A 17,467-nucleotide genomic window follows, 5' to 3' on the forward strand; every position below is an offset into this window, starting at 1 on the left:
CCAAAGCACAGGAGACCTGCTTGGGGACTTACAAATCGGCGATCGTCGCCGGCGCCGGCGTGATCGGCCTTGCTTGCGCCTTCCGCCTGCAAGAGGCGGGTTATGCGACGACCTTATTCGACCCGGCTCCCGCCCGTCCGTCAGCGTCCTGGGGCAACGCCGGGCACCTGGCGGTCGAGCAGGTCGAGCCGCTCGCCTCGCGGCGCATGATCGCCAGCGCGCCCGGCCGGCTGTTCGCCTTAGGCGGCGCGCTCGATCTGCCTCCGTCCCAGATCGCCGCCTGGGGGCCATTCCTGGCGCGCTTTCTGCGCGCCTCGGCGCCCGCCCGATTCGCCGCGGGCAAAGCCGCCCTTGCAGCCTGGCTTGAAGCCGCCATCCCCGCCTGGCGCCGGCTTGCCGCTGACATCGGCGCGCCGGATCTGGTGCGCGAGGACGGCCATTACGTGGTCTGGGGATCGGCCCGCGCGGCGGCGCGCGGCGAGGCCGCCTGGAGGCGCGTCGGCGCGGCGACCGCCGCTTTCCGGCCGGCGAGCCCGGCCGAGCGTGCGCGCCTTGAAACGATGATCCGCGCCCCCCTCGCTGGCGCGATCCGATTTGAGCGATCGGGCCAGATCGCCGACCTTGTCGCACTGCGTCAGGCGCTCGAGAGCGCCTTCGAGAGAGCCGGCGGGCGGCGGCGCAAACAGGCCGTGGCGCGCCTCGACGTCAGAAACGACGCGGCCCGCGCCATCGACGAGACGGGAGGCGAGCATCAGGCCGATATTGTGCTCGTCGCGGCAGGAACCGGCGCGCGCGCGCTGCTCGAACCCCTCGGCGTCCGCGTTCCGGTCGTCGCCGAGCGCGGCTATCATATCGAAGCCTCGGCGGGAGGCTGGCCGGCCGGTTTTCCCCCCCTCGTGTTCGAGGACCGCGCCGTAATCGCGACCCGCTTCGCGCGGTCCCTGCGCCTTTGCAGCTTCGTCGAATTCGCGCGGCCCGACAGCCCGCCCGATCCGCGCAAATGGCGCCGCCTGCGCCGGCACGCCGCCGAACTCGGCCTGCCGCTCGAAGAGCCGACGCGCGAATGGATGGGCGCGCGCCCGACCCTGCCCGACTATCTGCCGGCCGTCGGCGCGAGCCCCGCCGCGTCCGGTCTTCTTTATGCATTCGGACATCAGCATCTCGGGCTCACCCTAGCCGCCGTCACGGGCGAAGCCGTCGCGGCGCTAGCGCAGGAGCGCGCGCCGGCGGTCGACCCGGCACCCTTCGATCTCGCCCGTTTCGGTCGCGGCAGTCTTTATAAGGAGCAATAACGATATGACGAAAGGCGTCGGCGGTTCGACCGTCTCGGCGGAGCTTGCGGCTCTCGGCCCCTGGCCTGACCCGGCCCCGCCGATAACGGCGGGAGAGCGAGGGGCGAGGCGCGAACGCGCCCGCGATCTCGCCGCACGCGAAGGAGCTCATGCTCTGATCGTCGGCGCGGGCGCGAGCTTGCGCTACTTCGCCGGCGTCGTCTGGGGCGCAAGCGAACGCCTCCTCGCCATGATCCTGCCGGCGAAGGGCGGCGCGCCGGTTTTCATCTGCCCCGCCTTCGAACGCGGCTCGCTCGAAGTCTCGCTCGACGGCGCGCTTGCAACGGAAGCGGACATTCAGTGCTGGGAGGAGCATGAAGACCCATACGCGCTGACGGTGAGCGTCCTGAACAAGCTAGGCGTCAGGCGCGCGGCGCTCGACCCGGATATGGCGTTCGGCATGGCCGCGCGGCTCGCCGGCGCAGCGCGCGAGATTGAAGCGGTTCCGGGCTCGGCGATCGTCGACGGTTGCCGGATGCGCAAGTCCCCCGCAGAGATCGCGCTGATGAGGCAGGCGAAGTCGATGACCCTTGAGGCGCATCGGCGCGCCGCGCGTATTCTGGCGCCCGGAATCACGACAGCCGATGTCCGCGATTTCATCAGCGAAGCCCACCGCCGGCTCGGCGCTGCGGGCTCGACCTTCTGTATCATCCTGTTCGGCGAGGCGACCAGCTATCCGCACGGCGTCCCGCGCGAGCAGACCCTGCGCGAGGGCGACGTCGTACTAATCGATACGGGCTGCAACGTCGAAGGATACCATTCCGACATCACGCGCACTTACGTCTTTGGCAATCCATGTACTGATGTTAGGCGCATATGGGAGGTTGAAAAAATGGCGCAGGGGGCCGCCTTCGAGGCCGCCCGACTCGGCGCGCCCTGCGAGAACGTCGATGCGGCCGCACGCCGCGTGCTGGCGCAAAACGGTTTCAGTCCGGACTATCGCCTGCCCGGACTTCCGCATCGCACCGGCCATGGCGTCGGCCTCAGCATCCATGAGGCGCCTTATCTCGTGCGCGGCGACGCGACGCCGCTCGAAGTCGGCATGTGCTTCAGCAACGAGCCGATGATCGTCGTTCCGGGCCGTTTCGGCGTGCGGCTGGAAGATCATTTCTACATGAGCGAAAATGGGCCCGTCTGGTTCACGCAGCCTTCGCCCTCGCTCGACGCGCCTTTCGGCTGATACGGGAAAGCGACCTGCAGAGCGAGAGGGAGGCGCGCCCTGCAGGTCCTGGCGGCATCTTGTTCGAGGCCCTGGAGAAAACGCCTCTCGTCGAAGGGCGGGGAAGCGCCCCGGACGCGCGTCGCCGCCCGCCCGGGGGATCCGATCAGAAGCGCGCCCGCGCGCCGACGAAGAAGCGCCGGCCGACGACGTCGTAGATAGACACGTCGGTATTGGCGTCCCCGCCGAAGCTGAAGCCCAGGAGCGGCGGCTGCTCGTCGAATACATTATCAAGGCCGGCGAAGAGCTGGAGATTTTCCGTAGCTTGATAGGTCGTCGCCAGGTCGACATATTTACGCAGCCCCGCCTCAGTCAGGAAGGAGTTGACGCCGGGGAACAGCTCCATCTTGCCGATGAGGCGGTTCTGCACGCGCACCGACAACGGGCCGCTGTTGTAGGACACGCTCATCGTCGCCTTGAAGTCGGGCGTGCCGAACACCGTCTGGCCGGTGCAGCCGCCGCCGAAGAATCCTGCGCAGTCGCGGGCCGGGGCGTTAACGACTTGGCTCGTATTCTCGAACATCCAGCCCGCGACGGCTGTGAACTGCACCGCCGGGGCGTCTCCGAAGAGCGACAGCGACTGCGGCAGATCAGCGCCATAATCGACCTGCACGTCGACGCCGCGCACCTTGCGAAAACCGATATTGTTGAGCGCTGTGCTGACGAAATCGATCTGACCGTTTGAGAAGCGATGGATCGCCTGACAGGGCTCGCTCGAATTATCGAGCAGGGCGAAGCACGCATCCACCGTCTGCTGCGCGCCGATAGACGCGACTGCGTTGTCTATCTCGATATTGAAATAGTCTACGGCCAGGTTGAGTCCGTCGATGAAGGGCGCCCGGATGACTGCGCCGACCGTGAACGTTTTCGAGCGCTCCTCCGTCAGGTTTGGATTGCCGCCGCTTTCTGCTTCGAAACCCACATTGATCTGCTGGAAGGTGTCGATGTCGGAAGCTGGAACGCCCTGCGCCACGCATAGATCCTTCTGCGCCTGGGTCGGCGAAAAATCGACGTCGCATAGATCGTCCCCGGCGGTGAATCCAAGGCTTGTCGGCGAAAACAGCTCGTTCAGAGACGGCGCGCGCAGGGCGCGATTGTAAGCCGACCGGAAACGCAGCCAGTCGACGGGAGCCCATTCGCCGCTGACCTTCCATGTCACCGCGCCGCCGAAGTTCGAATAGTCCGAATGCCGGACAGCGCCTTCCACGGCGAGGATGTCGAAGAAAGGCTGGTCGGCCAGGATCGGGATGCGAACCTCGCCGAAGAATTCGGTGACGCTGTACTCTCCGGCCGTGACGCCGCGTGAGATCGGTCCGTACTCACCCGCCAGATCGGTCGCGCCGGGCGTGAAGTCGTATTCGTCATGCCGATACTCGAAGCCGGCCGCGGCCGCGACAGCGCCCGCAGGCAGATCCAGCAGCTCGCCTGAGACCGAGCCGCCGAAAATATAGCGCTCGAAGATTTCCTTTGAGGTGCGCGTCGTGGCGATGAAGGCGCCGGCTTCAGGCGTGATCGAGTCGATGCCGAAGGGATTGACCGGCACGCAACCGAGTATCTGCACCCGGCAGACCGCGTTGCCTGAACCATCATCGACGGCGTCAAGACCGAGCCCGAGGCGCGTCAGCGAATACTGCCCGTCGATCGTTTCATCCGTGCGCGAACGCTGGAACTGCCCGAAAACGTCCCAACTCCAGTCGCGCTCGGCAAGCGCAAACGAGCCGCGCAGACCGCCGGTCATGCTGAATGCGGAGCGTTCGTAATCGTAATGGCGCGGCCCTGTTTCGACGCCGCGCCTGCCCGTGCCCACGACGATAGCGTCGCCGTCGCCATCAGGATCAAATAGTTGCGGGTTATCGATGAAAAACTGCCTGACAGGATCGGGCAGAACCGGATTGGTCGCGTAATCCGGCACCACGAGCCCGCCGCTCGGGTGGCCGGGCGTGCGCAAGGCGAAGGATTCCTCCGCCTGCTGGTAGGCGTTTCGCGTGTTCACATAATGAACTTCCGAATAGGCCTCCACGCTCGGCGTGATCTCATAAGAAGCAAGACCACCGATCTGCTCGCGCTCCATCGGGCGCAGAAGATAATTGAGCGTGGCAAAATTGTAGGCGTCTTCCGGCTGGCAGAACGGGACAACCACGCCGCCTTCGTCGAACCGCACGCCCGACAGGGTCGTGCACGAGCCCGAGGGCGTCAGATCGACGCCGTTGAGCGAAGCGAGCTGCCCGCTGCTGAGCGCGATCCGCGTGCCTGGAATGTTGCTGGAGCCGAACGGCACGAGCGCGCCGTCGACCTCGCCCAGAGAAATTTCCGAGAACTCCCGATCGGCCATGAAGACAGGGTCGCGCTTGGTGTAGGAAGCGTGAACGACCGCGTTGCCGCGTCCGCCGTCGAAATCCGCGCCCAGCGTCAGATCCGTCTTGTGGTGGGCGCCGTCGCCCTTGGTCGTCTGCCCGTATTGATAAGAGGCCTCGACGCCTGTGAAATTCTCCTTGAGGATGAAGTTCACCGCGCCGGCTATAGCATCCGAGCCGTAAACGGCCGACGCACCGCCGGTGATGATCTCGACCCGCTCCACGAGCGCGCTCGGCACGGTCGCCAGATCGACGTTGCCGTCGCCGTTGGCCGCGACGAAGCGTCGGCCGTTGACCAGAACAAGCGTACGCGTCGACCCTAGCGCGCGCAGGTTCGCCGTCAGGACGCCAGATCCGCCGGCGGCGTTGACGCTTGACGTGTTGCCAGCCGCGAGCTGCGGAAATTCGTACAGGATGCTCTCGATGGTCGCGTCGCCCGCATTCTGAATCTGCTCAGCGCCGACCACCGTCGTCGGGCTGGGCGCGGAAAGATCGCTGCGCTGAAGACGCGAGCCGGTAACCACAACCACGTCTTCCGATCGCCCTTCCTGCGCCGCGGCCGGCGGAGCGCCCGCCGCCGCTATCGCCGCTGCGCCCGTCAACACCGTCGTTAGTTTCAGCCGCATCTTGCGCCGCCTGGCGCTGTTTATCCTGGTCCCGTTCGTCATTGGTCCACCCTCCGCTTTCATCTGTCCTTCTTTTGCTTCCCTCACCCGCCAGACGCCGCTCTAGGAAGCTCGCTCATGAGCAGCGCCGTTTCGTGTAAAGACAAAATGTCGATGAACGACCACTCCTCGCTCCACGGCAGCCGCGACATCTGCAAAGCCGGTCCCTCGGGCATAACCGCGAACATGTCGGAGAAGTTCGAACCGATGCCGGTTTCGGAATCGAACAGACCAGGCTCGACCGAAAAGCACATGCCCGGATCGAGGATCGTTTCATCGCCGAGCGCGAGCCAGGGCGGCTGGTGGCCTTCCGTACCCTCGCCGTGCGCCGGCCGGTGATAAATGTATTCTGCACGCCCTGCTCAACCTGGAACCTGTGAATGGCGCAAGCGACGTCCTGGCAAGGCGTTCCGGCGCACGATAGATCCTTCTGCATAAGACAGGCGTCGCGATTGACGGTCCATATCTTTTTCATATGGTCCGTGTACGGTCTTATCATGCATGGGCGGTAAAGCTCGCCGCCACATCCGCCGATACGCACGACGCCGGCGATCTGCAGGGCCTGTCCGCGCTCGACCTTATTGTGGTGGAACTGATTAGGATGCGGATAGCTGGTCGCTTTTCCGGCGCGGCAGCCGACGCCGATGGTTATCCCGACCGCCATATGCGGCCCGCCGTCGCGCACGATGTCCGCCATGACGAGGTCGGTTCCGTATTTCTCCGCTGCCGAAGCGATGTCGTAATCGATAAGGTCCGTGCCATGCGTCAGAAGAAGATCGCGCGCGAAGGCGTGAATCCTGTCGAAATAGGCGTAGGCTCGCCGGGCGAGCGCAAGCTCCTCCGGCGTCTTGCGCATGCGCATGTTCATGCACGCCGCGCTCATATCGCTCATTGCCCGCCCGAGCGTCCTCACGATCTTTTTCTGCACGGACGGAACGAGCTCGGCGTCGGCGGCAAGCTTGCGCCGTGTATAGCCGCGCCGCTTCAACCCTTCCGCGGCCCATTCCCACAGATCGACCTTCGGGCCTTTGACCACTTCGCCAAGGTGGGGAAAACCGCTTTCGGCGTGATGCCAGTCGAAATACATCTCGCCGTCGGCGAACCACCATGACTCGATAAGGTCGCGATCGAGCGCGGGATAGAACCAGATCGGCCCTTCGCCCTCGCTCGGAATGAAGGCGTAGATCATCCGCTCGGTGGTGGTGTGCCACAGGCCAGTGAAATAAATGACGTTCCAACGGTCCGTCAGCAGCACGCCGGCGTAATCGGCCTTCAGTCGCTCCTGCAACAAGCGCGTGCGGCGCTTGCTCCAGTCGAGATCGAGTCGGTCATAGGCGGCAGGCTGAAGATCATCCTTGTCGGCGGGCAGGAAGAGCTTGCTCGATTCCGCGCCGAGCCCTTTGCCCGTGCGGGCGGCGTCCTGCGCCGCAGCCCGAAGGCCCGCGCCCCCGAAAAGCGCGCCGCTTGCGGCGGCCGCGCCGGCGGTCAGCAGTTGGCGTCGATCAACCATCGGCCTAGCCTTCTCGAGGTTCATAAACGTATACGAAATACGGTATGCTAATTGTCAGGGCTGTCAACCGGCCGCCACAAAGAAAGGCTGGGAAAGCGACTGGCCGTTGCAAATGAGTGACGGCCATGGGCCGGCTGACGAAACCGAAAGGGAGTGAGTTTGATGACAAAGAGCTTCAACGGGCGGCGGCGCGCCGCCGGCGCCCTCGCTTTGGCCTGTCTCGCCTTCGCAGGGATCACCGCCGCGCAGGAGCCCGCCGACATCGCGATCACAGACGTGACGGTCATCGACGGGACCAGCGCGCCGGCGCGCCAGCATATGACGGTCCTGGTCAAGGATGGCCGGATCGCCGCCATCGCTCCGGCCGGACGCGGCGGCGTGGATGCGGCGCGAGTCACTGACGGGCGGGAGAAATACCTTCTCCCTGGCTTCATCGATAGCAACGTCCATGCGACCGTCTGTGGCAACGCCAAGCGCTGCGAGACGGTCGTGAAGTATGGCGAACGCAACGAGGCGCTAGCAATCGAGTCGGCCCAACGCCATCTGAAATACGGCGTCACGACCATCCGCAACAGCTAAGGCGTGCTGTCGGCGCTCGTCGGTGTGCGAACGCATCGAGCGCGGCGATGCGATTGACGCGCAGATGTTCGTGGCCGACAACATCATCGGCTGGGGCGAGCCGTTTTCGACCACCTTCTCGCTCATGGCTGAAGAAGAGCTCACGCCTTTTCAAGAGCAGTGGAACGATCTGGTCGCGCAAGGCGTGGGCGAAGAGCTCGCCGATATGGGCACCGAGGCGTTGCGCGCCGCGATGGGCGCCTATCTCGACAATGGGCCTGACTTTATAAAGTACGGCGGCTCTGCGCATTTTCGCCAGCCCGTACTGATCGGCTTCTCTCCGGGCGCCCAGTGCGTGATCGTGGAGGAAGCCCATAAGCGCGGGAAAAAGTCGAAACCCACGCCACCAGCCAGGACCCTCTGCGGCTCGCCGTCGATGCCGGGATCGACTTCATTCAGCACCCGGAGATCCTGAGCGCTGACTATCCGGACGATCTTATCGCGCTGATCGTCGAGAGCGACGTGCTCTGCGGGATTCTCTCAAATATGCTCACGGGGCGGATCTGGCGGCGGCATCGCGATGCGCGCCGCGAAGCGCTTTGCAAATATGAAGGCGGATCGCCGCCTGCAATGATCGCCGAGCGCCGCCGGGGCGCCGAAGAACTGGACGAAGACCTCGAATTGCAGCGACGCAACGTCACGCCTCATCAAGGCCGGCTGCACGGTCTCCATCGCCACCGATTATTACCAAGGCGACGCCCCTGAGTTGCGCCGCGCGCCCAAGCCCTTGGAGCAGGAAGCCGGACTCGGTTCGCTGCTCGCCATCGAAGGGCTTGTCGAACTCGGCATGATGCCGATGCAGGCCGTCGTCGCAGCCATCCGCAACGGCGTTCTCGCGGTCGGGATGCTCGACGAGATGGGTACGATCGAGGAAGGAAAGACCGCGGACCTAATGCTGCTCGGCGCCGATCCCCTGCGCGACATCGCCAATGTCCGGAAGATCAAGCATGTAATCGCCCGCGGACGCCTCATCCACCGCGACAGTTTGCCGGAAAAGCCGATCTTCCACCTGCCGGCGGCCGAAAAAGGATTTTAGAGCGCCGCGGGCAAGATACTCAAATAACGCCGGCTTTTATAAAAACGCAAACACAAGCAGCGCAGCGATCGCGATGGGCGCGACGTAACGTATGAACAGTCGCCAGAGACGGAAGACGACGCCGTCGGGAAGCTCCAGCTCTTCGAGCGCCATGCGACGCGTCATCACCCAACCCGCGAAGATCGCGGTGGAAAAAGCGCCGATCGGCAACAATATATTCGAGGCGATGAAATCGGTCGCGTCGTAAATGGTCATGACCTCGAACAAAGCGATAAACCCGAGGGGATGGAAGTCATTCAGCAGGTTGAAGGACAGCACGGACCCGGAGCCGACCGCGAAAATGAGCGCGCCGAAGACAATCGCCGCGCGCCGGCGCGATACGCCCCGACGTTCTTCGGCCCAAGACAGCAACGGCTCGAAATTAGCCACTGTCGAGGTGAGCGCTGCCGCCGTCAGCAGAAGAAAGAACAACGCCGCAAAGACGCCCCCGAAGGGCATCGCGCCGAAGGCGAGCGGCAAGGTTTGAAAGACCAGACCCGTGCCTTCCGTCGGCTCCAGGCCGTTCGCGAAGACGACAGGAAAGATCGCGAGCCCCGCCACGAGCGCCACGAGCGTGTCGGCGGATACGATGATGATCGAGGACGTCGAGGGCTTGATCGTAGGCGGCAGATAAGCGCCATATGTCATCATTCCGCCCATCGCAACGCCTACGGAGAAAAACGCTTGGCCGATGGCCGCCAGAAAGGTCATCGCGGTCACATCTTCAAACTTCGGCGCGAATAAAAATGCCGCCGCCTGTCCGAACCCCTCTGTCGTCGCGCCGTAGATCGCCAGAAGGATCAGAATTACGAACAGCATTGGCATGAGCACCAGCGTCGCGCGCTCGATACCGCGCGTGACGCCCCGACTGGTGATAAAGGCCGTCAAGGCGAGCACCACGCCTTGCCAGAATGCGAGCCGCCACGGACTCGCGAGAAGTTCGTCGAACATTGCGCGCGACTGCGCGGTGGAAAGTCCTTGGAAGCCGCCGAGAATCGCGCGAACAAGATAGTCCATCGCCCAGCCGGCGACGACTGCGTAAAAGGTCAGGATCGTGAATGTGGCGATGAGCGCGATCAATCCGACGACGCCCCATGCTGCACTTGCGCCGGCCTCTGTCGCAACCTTGCGCATGCTTACGATCGGACTCATGCGTCCGCGCCGGCCGATCATCAGCTCGGCGGCGACCAGCGGCGCCCCGATGGCGAAGATGACCGTAAGATAGATGAGAACGAAGGCCCCGCCCCCGTTCTCGCCCGCAACATAGGGAAAGCGCCAGATATTGCCGAGGCCGACCGCGAAGCCGATTGCAGACAACAGGAAGGTCGTACGCGACGACCATGTTTCATGCGTAGACTGATGTTCGGACAAGGAACGGCCCTTCCAATGCCAATGACGATAAATTAACAGCCGCAGCGGTCAGCGGCGCGGCGACGTCTCGACGGGCATGGGCCCTGGCGGAACGCCGAGCTTCTCCTTCGCGGAGCGCACCATCTGACGCACGTCGCGCAACAGCACGCGTGCGTCATAAACGATCCCGTCCTTGATCGTATATGCGACGCCGCCTATGCGTTCGACCTCGCCGGTATCGTCATTAAGCCTGATCGTCCCCGTGCCGAGCAGGACGTGAAGATTCTCGAGCGGGTTCTCCTTGACGATAACGAAGTCGGCTTTTTTTCCGACCTGCACGGAGCCGACATCATTGCCGATGCCGAGCTGCTCGGCGCCGGCGAGCGTCGCGGCGTGGATGACTTCCAGAGACGAGAACCCCGCCTCTCGCAGAAGCTCCATCTCCTGAACGTAGCCGAAACCATAGAGGTTGTAGATATAGCCTGAATCAGAGCCGACGGTGACGCGACCGCCGCGATTCTTGTATTCGTTCACAAACTGCATCCACAGGCGGTAGTTCTCTTTCCAGTCGACCTCTTCTTCGAGCGTCCAGTAAAACCAGTACGATCCGTGTGCGTCGCGATTTGGCCGGTACCAGTCCCATAGCCCCGGCATGGTGTATTCATCGTGCCAGATCGCGCGACTCATACGCATGAAGTCGCGGCTCGTCAGATAAGCGGTAAAAGTGGGGGAAAGACCGAAATCGCGCTCGAGCAGAGTGGTCATCACTTCGTTCCACTTCTCGGAGCCAGGTCTCGCGGCCTGGCGCCATAGCCGGCCGGCCTCGGCGAAGCGATGCTGCTCGTCATGATAGATGTAATCATTCGGATAGCGCTGGATGCGCTTATCCTCGAACATCGCCTCTGGCAGGCCGTACCAGTGCTCCATGCCTTTAAGTCCACGCGCCGAGGTGTCGAGCACGTTCGCCTGGGTAACTGCAATCTGGGCATGATGCATAGTGGAGTTAAGGCCGATCCTGTTCGCTTCATCGAGCGCAGCCCAGAGAATGTTCGCAGGCGCGCCGATGAACTTGACGCCTGATGCGCCGAGCCGTTTCATCAGGCGGATCTGCTCGCGGGCCTCGGCCTCCGTCGTGGCGGGCGGAATCCCGAGCGAGCCGCTGTTGAACATCGGATAGACTTCCATGCGCGGGCCTGTGATCTCATTGCGGGCGCTGCGCCGGGCGGTTTCGATCATCCAGCGCGTATCTTTTGCGCCGACCGTGCGTCCGCTGGTGACGCCGTGCGCAAGCCAGAGCTTCAAAATATACTCGGGCGGGACGCCCTGCCCCTCTTCCTCCGTATGCAAATGGAGATGCGTGTCGACGAAACCCGGCAGGACGTACATCCCGGAGACGTCAATCTCGCGGGCGCCGTTAGCCGGCGGGCGCTTTTCCGGATCGATCGCGAGTTTCGGCGCGCCGACGACCTTGATCTCGACGATGCGGTCCCCCTCGACGACGATGTCGACTGGACCCTGCGTCGGCGCGCCCGTTCCGTCAATCAGATACCCCCCGCGCAGAATGAGCCGGTCGAACGGCCCCTCGCCTTCGGCGCGCGCTGCGACCGGCCGCGGCGCGGCGTCGGCCCGCGGCGCGAGGCCGGCGAGCGCGACCGCGACGCACGCCGCTGCGGCGAACGCTTTCACGCCGCCGAACAGGCGCGCCGTTCCGATTTTGGCGCGCTTGCACGCGCGCACGCTCTTTGTCGTCGCCATCGGATCAACCCTCCCGAACTCTCTTTCGAACGCTTACCGCGCTGGACAAGATCATTCTAGATCGAATACAGTATACTATGTCAACCAATCCTGACGGCACCGGAAGGAAGCGGGCCGTTCGCCGCTGACAAAAACCGCAAGGGAAGAGGGGCTTCATGACACGCCGACTTTCGCCGAGAACCGCCTTTCTGTCTCTGACCCTCGCCGGTCTGTGCGCCGCCGCGCCCGCCGCGAAGGCGCAAGCGCCGGATGCAGCCGCGCTTCAGGGGTGGGCCGAGGATCCGCCCGTGCTATCCGCTCTCGTCGCCTTCGCCCAAACTGAAAGCGATCTGCGCGCGTCGGTGGTTCGCTATGTCGAAGACAAGGCGGCGATCGGGCGGCGCTATCCCGTGCTTTACTCGTCGGCGCGCGCCGCGCGTCTGCGGGCGTTTCACGAAGGCTGGCGGGCGCGCCTCATCGAGGTTGATTTCAATTCGCTCAACCAGGAAGGCCGGATCGACTACATCCTGCTGCGTAACAGGATCGACTACGATCTCGCCATGCTCGATCTCGCCGAACAGCGCGCAAAGGAGATCGCGCCGCTCGTGCCGTTCGCCGATTCGATCCGCCGGCTTGAAGAGACGCGCCTCGACCGCCGGCGCGCCGATCCGCGCGAGTCAGCGAGCCTTCTTAACGATCTCGTCAGACAGGTCGAAGCGCTGACCGCCGCCCTCGTGCAGGAAGCAGCGCGCCGCAACGGCCTCGTCGTCCGGCGCGGGATCACGCCCGCCATCGCCCTGCGCGCGGCGGAGCATGTCGAGCATTTGCGCGAAACGCTCAAGAACTGGAACACGTTTTACGACGGCTACGACCCGGAATTCAGCTGGTGGGTGCGCAAGCCTTACGCCGCGCTCGATGCGGCTTTTTCCGCCTACGCTGCAGCGATCAAGGCGCACATGGTCGGCATAAAAGAGGGCAAAACGCCGCCTATCGTCGGCGACCCGGTTCTCGCCGAAGGACTCCAGGCGGACCTCGCCGTCGAAATGATTCCGTACACGCCTAAAGAACTCATCGCCATCGGCGAGAAGGAATTCGCATGGATTGAAACAGAAATGAAAAAGGTCGCCCGCGACATGGGATTCGGCGACGACTGGCAGGCCGCGCTTGAGCATGTCAAGAATCTCGCCCCGCCGCCAGGAGAGATTCCATGGACGCTCTACGACATCGCAGACTATTCAGAAACCTTCATCGAAAATCTCGACGTCATCAATATGCCGCCGCTCGCGCGCGAGGTCTGGCGCTTCGCCATGCAGACGCCGGAGCGTCAGCTCTACAATCCCTTCTTCAGCGGCGGCGAGGTTACGCGCCTGTCCTACCCAACGGACGGCATGGAGCATGACCAGAAGATGATGAGCATGAGGGGCAATACGCCGCACTTCAACTTCCCGACCGTGCAGCACGAGCTCGTTCCTGGTCATCATCTTCAGAGCTTCATGAACCGACGCTTCAATAGCCATCGCGCGGCGCTTAACTGGACGCCGTTCTGGACCGAGGGGTGGGCGCTATATTGGGAGCTCATTCTGTGGGACCGCGGATTTGCGCGCAACGATCCCGACAAAATCGGGATGCTGTTCTGGCGTATGCACCGAGCTGCGCGCATTATCTTTTCGCTGAATTACCAGCTCGGAAACTGGTCTCCCGAGCAGTGCGTCAATTTCCTCGTCGAGCGCGTTGGTCATGAGCGCGCCAATGCCGAGGCCGAGGTGCGTCGCACCGCCCGCGACGCGCCGCTTTATCAGATCGCCTATATGACTGGCGCGCTTCAGATCCGGGCCCTGCGCCGGGAACTCGTCGAATCCGGCCTGATGAGCGAAGAAGAGTTTCACAACGCCATCCTGATCGGCGGACCCATGCCCATAGAGCTCGTCCGCGCACGTCTGACCGGAAAAAAACTGACCCGGGATTATCAGAGCCAGTGGCGCTTTTACAACGAAGCGGGCCGTTGACACGTTTTCTCCGCCGCCTTGCGCGCCTGCGGATAAATGTCCGTAGGCGTTATTTAAAAGGGGCGCGCCCTTTCGGGGGCGTCCGGGGGAGACGAGACGGTCGAAAGGGCGCGCTTGCTTCCGCCCGGGGCCAGGCGGAAACTCTCATGTCAGAACGACAAACTGAACACCGCTCCGAAGCGATGACTCATGGCCGAATCCTCGAACTCTCCGTCATAGTTGAAAGACAGGACGTAACTGTCGCCGGTCGCGCCGAGCGCCAGCCCGAACAGAACAGCATCGCCATACCCTTTGAGGTCGGCGATCTCGAAAATTTCGTCGACGGCGACGAACCGCGCCTCAGCGTGGTAAAGTGTCTGCGACAAGATCGTGCGATAACCGGCGTAGGCGTGCTGGAAGAATCGAGTCTGCGACCTCCGCCCGCCCGGCGTGAAGCCGCCGTCGAGGACGCGCCGCGGCGCGAGGGCTTTCGGCGCGCGGCCGAACTGCGCCATCGCCGTCGCCGCGGCGCGGCCGGTGTCAGCCCCGCCGATTTCGAGCGCAAAGGGCGTGTCCGCGCCTGTTCCCGTCTCCACATGCCCATCGCGGCTCATGCGGAAGTAATCCGCACCCGCTGAAGGCGCAAGATAAAATGATCCGTGCTCGAATCTATAGGAAAGGCGCGCCGAACCGCCGTAGAAGAATCCTTTATCATCGCCTTCGTACACGTCAAGAATATCACCGAAGGAGATGATCCGCTTCGTATCCAGCCGCGCAAGACCTGCTGATCCCGCCAGATCAAACGCCAAAGCGCCGAGCCTTTTTAAGGCATAAAGACCGAGCTCATAAGCCGCGACGTTCACCTCGCCGGTGCGGTCGTCGAGAGTCTTGAACTTGCCGATGCGCGCCGCGCCGCTCGCGCCAAAAATGAAATCATTCCCCAGCAGACGGTCATACCCCCCTTTGAAGGAGAAACCGAAGCCGTCATAGCCGGTCTTTTCTTCGCTCGTCTTTTCACGCAGATAGCTTGTCTGTTCAGTGAGCCAGAAACCATGCCGGGCGGCGGGATCCCCGGCGCGCAGGGCATCGAAACGATGCGCCAACACGCCGTTGGCGAACGAGGTCTCGCCAGCGATGAAGCGCGTCGCCGCGTCGGCGTGGTCGGGCAGAAGCTGCCGGTAGGCCGCGATCAGCGCGTCCTCCTCCATATAGCCGACAAGGGCGCGCCCGACGGCTTCGTTCCCGTCAGCAAGGGCGAGAAACGGCGCAAACGCTGCGCTTTCGTTCGTGTTCAGGCCGAGTTCGGCGCTCGTTTTAGGGGTAAGCGCGACGGCCAGCGTCGTATCGCTCGTCTCAACGGCGCTTTTGAAGATCGCCGGCGTCGCGATCGACAGCGCGATATCGCCCTCGCCGACGAGCGTAAGCGAGTCGGCTTGGATCAGCGCAAGCGTGCGCGCCTCGTTGCGGAACCGTTCGATCTGCACGTTGATCTGAGTGTCTCGCGCTATGGTCGCCGTCCCGGAGGCGGTGATGAGGGCTTGCACGTCGCCGGAGCTGAAGCTCTCGACAGAGAAGCCGAGCGTTGATCCGCCCGTCACATTCAACGTGTTGATCATAACCGGCTCAGCGTCGAGCAAATCGAGTTCGGCGCTCTCCACGGTAATGACAGCCGAGCCGTCGGGATCGCGGATGGCGCCGCGAAAGACTGCGCCGTCGCTAAACATTAGCCGGTCGACTCCCGCGCCGAGATCGAGCGCACCGAAGAAGACCGAATCGGAGACCGTGAGCACGTCATCGCCAGCGCCGAAAAACACGTCGCCCTCCACACGGCCGGCGAAAATCTCGAAACGGTCCGCCCCGGCCCCGAACAGCACGTCGCCTATGATCGCGGGCGCTGGCGGATTATCGTCGTCATCAACCGGCGCGCGCCGCGACTGGGCGAGGCGCGCGCCCTGTCCCGCGCCGTGGCGGGAAAGGTCGATTGCGACCGTCGCGCCGAGACCTTCGTCCTCTTCGCCGTCGTCGACGAAGCGCGCGACGATGGAGCCTTGATTGAGGATCGATTCGACGCCTCCGGAGAAATCGGCGATCGCCGTCGCCTTCCCGCCATAGCCGCGCGAGGAGGCGCGGATGACTCCGGTGTTGACGATGCGCTCGACTTCGGCTGTCTCTTCGATTAAAATCGCACGCGCAATATTGTCCTCCTCGGTATTGATCGACGCCTCGATGGTCCCGCTGTTGAAAATGGCGGGAACAATCGAATGACGACCCACGGAAAGCGCGACGGCGTCGGCCTCGAAAGCCGAGGACGCGATCTGACCGGTGTTGCGCAGCCCGCCCTCGACGACGACCCGGCGCGCGCCGTCGTTCGATCCTTCCAGGCTCAAGGCGGTCGCGTCGAACCCGACATTCAGCCCGTTGGCGCGGATCGTTCCACGGTTGATTAGGCCTTCATCATAGGTGATCACGGCGACGATTTCGTTCGTATCGTCGTCATCATCCGTATCTGAAATGTCGCGGACGGACTCTACCGCCTTGCCGAGTACGATGTCGCCGGCCGTCGGGTTAAGATCGGCCGAGATGAGCACCGCCTCGCCTGACCCGAAGCTGCGTATGGTTCCGGTCGTGCGGTTCTCGTCGTGATCGTCGCCGGCCGCGCCGTTGTTGAGAAATCCCTTTCCCACGCTTGCGCCGATGGCGACGGCGGACCCGCCGTCAAGCAGATCTTCCGGGTCGATCCGTTCCTCTATGGGCGTGTCGTCCTCGTCAAGCGTATCCGGGTCGACATAGTTGGACAGCGTGGTGCTGGCGAAGCCGGTTGCCGTGACGGTTCCCTCGTTCACGAAAGCCCCGCCGATCGCGCCCAGCGACACGACGCCTCTGGCGTTCTCGCCCCTGCTCGTTACGGTTCCTGACTGCAGCACGTCGCCGCTCGCGCCGGCGTGCAGCTCGATTCCGACCGCATCGTCGCCGAGTACAGAGATAGAGCCGTCGCTCGCAAATGCGCCGTCAAGAAGTCCTTCGACTCGTACGCCCGCCGACTGGTTGCCCTCGATCTCGATGGAACCGCCCGCGCCGATCACGATATCGCCGGAAAAACCACCCGTTTCCACGCGCAGGCCCGTCTGGCCGACCGCGAGCGCATAAGGCCCATCCGCATCGTCGTCGTCATCTGTATCGGGGCGTTCGTAATCTTCGAGAATCTCGATGTCGCCGGTGACGACGATCTGTCCCGACACGCCGCCTTTGACCAGCACGCCCGTGACATGATCAGCATTTTCGATCAGAATGCGTCCGGCGTTTTCAAGCCGGTGGTCGCTGTCAATGGTAACCGCAACGACGCTGTCCGTGTTTTCCAGCTCGATGGCCCCGCCGCTGGTGATGACGACGTCGCCGGGCGATCCATTGTTGATCGTCGAGCTTCTCACCGGCGTCGTGATGGTTCCGTCGATCTGCGCCCGCGCCGGAGACAATAGCGCCGCCAAGGCGGCGCCGCACAGCAACAGGGTTTTCCGCTTCCCCACGAACCGCTCCCGCTTGAGTCTTTAATACGGCTGAAACAGGACACGGCGCGCGCCGGCCCGACATCGCGACTACGACGGGCGCAAAAGATTATTCCGTCTGCT

At 63.5% G+C, this 17,467-nt stretch carries 11 protein-coding genes; 6 read left to right on the top strand and 5 right to left on the bottom strand.

From position 1 onward, the window contains the following. The first annotated feature begins 20 nt into the window (after nt 1–20). On the top strand, nt 21–1,292 hold the full coding sequence (locus CHB64_RS07310) for an NAD(P)/FAD-dependent oxidoreductase (RefSeq protein ID WP_200815268.1): 1,272 nt from the start codon (nt 21–23) through the stop codon (nt 1,290–1,292). A 4-nt stretch (nt 1,293–1,296) separates the two neighbouring features. Next, on the top strand, nt 1,297–2,511 hold the full coding sequence (locus CHB64_RS07315; RefSeq protein WP_089411921.1) for a M24 family metallopeptidase: 1,215 nt from the start codon (nt 1,297–1,299) through the stop codon (nt 2,509–2,511). Nucleotides 2,512–2,656: 145 nt separating this feature from the next. Here CHB64_RS07315 and CHB64_RS07320 read toward each other — a convergent pair whose 3' ends face one another. Continuing rightward, complete coding sequence (locus tag CHB64_RS07320) at nt 2,657–5,572, bottom strand: TonB-dependent receptor domain-containing protein (protein ID WP_089411922.1); 2,916 nt, start codon at nt 5,570–5,572, stop codon at nt 2,657–2,659. 41 nt (nt 5,573–5,613) lie between these two features. Then, nucleotides 5,614–5,913, bottom strand: a complete 300-nt coding sequence (locus CHB64_RS15750) for a M24 family metallopeptidase (protein ID WP_200815281.1) — start codon at nt 5,911–5,913, stop codon at nt 5,614–5,616. Nucleotides 5,914–7,241: 1,328 nt separating this feature from the next. Here CHB64_RS15750 and CHB64_RS15370 point away from each other — a divergent pair. From CHB64_RS15370 to CHB64_RS15380, 3 genes are all read left to right on the top strand, one after another. Then, complete coding sequence (locus tag CHB64_RS15370; protein WP_200815269.1) at nt 7,242–7,658, top strand: amidohydrolase family protein; 417 nt, start codon at nt 7,242–7,244, stop codon at nt 7,656–7,658. Between the two features lie 22 nt (nt 7,659–7,680). Beyond that, nucleotides 7,681–8,112: a hypothetical protein gene (locus CHB64_RS15375; RefSeq protein WP_200815270.1), complete on the top strand. Its 432-nt coding sequence runs from the start codon at nt 7,681–7,683 to the stop codon at nt 8,110–8,112. A 255-nt stretch (nt 8,113–8,367) separates the two neighbouring features. Next, the gene (locus CHB64_RS15380) at nt 8,368–8,733 is read left to right on the top strand and encodes an amidohydrolase family protein (RefSeq protein ID WP_234993332.1); all 366 of its coding nucleotides are present in this window, start codon (nt 8,368–8,370) and stop codon (nt 8,731–8,733) included. Between the two features lie 36 nt (nt 8,734–8,769). Here CHB64_RS15380 and CHB64_RS07335 read toward each other — a convergent pair whose 3' ends face one another. Together CHB64_RS07335 and CHB64_RS07340 are read right to left on the bottom strand one after the other, a co-directional pair. After that, nucleotides 8,770–10,143, bottom strand: a complete 1,374-nt coding sequence (locus CHB64_RS07335) for a sodium-dependent transporter (RefSeq protein WP_089411923.1) — start codon at nt 10,141–10,143, stop codon at nt 8,770–8,772. 48 nt (nt 10,144–10,191) lie between these two features. After that, nucleotides 10,192–11,877, bottom strand: coding sequence for an amidohydrolase family protein (locus tag CHB64_RS07340; RefSeq protein WP_089411924.1), 1,686 nt, complete (start codon nt 11,875–11,877; stop codon nt 10,192–10,194). A 155-nt stretch (nt 11,878–12,032) separates the two neighbouring features. Here CHB64_RS07340 and CHB64_RS07345 point away from each other — a divergent pair, with 155 nt between their 5' ends. Beyond that, complete coding sequence (locus CHB64_RS07345) at nt 12,033–13,862, top strand: DUF885 family protein (RefSeq protein ID WP_089411925.1); 1,830 nt, start codon at nt 12,033–12,035, stop codon at nt 13,860–13,862. A gap of 149 nt (nt 13,863–14,011) precedes the next feature. On the opposite strand, the gene CHB64_RS07350 is transcribed toward CHB64_RS07345, so the two are convergent. Then, nucleotides 14,012–17,365: an autotransporter outer membrane beta-barrel domain-containing protein gene (locus tag CHB64_RS07350; RefSeq protein WP_143265958.1), complete on the bottom strand. Its 3,354-nt coding sequence runs from the start codon at nt 17,363–17,365 to the stop codon at nt 14,012–14,014. Nucleotides 17,366–17,467 lie beyond the last annotated feature (102 nt).

This window comes from Amphiplicatus metriothermophilus (assembly GCF_900199215.1).
In the GTDB taxonomy this organism is placed as follows: domain Bacteria; phylum Pseudomonadota; class Alphaproteobacteria; order Caulobacterales; family Parvularculaceae; genus Amphiplicatus; species Amphiplicatus metriothermophilus.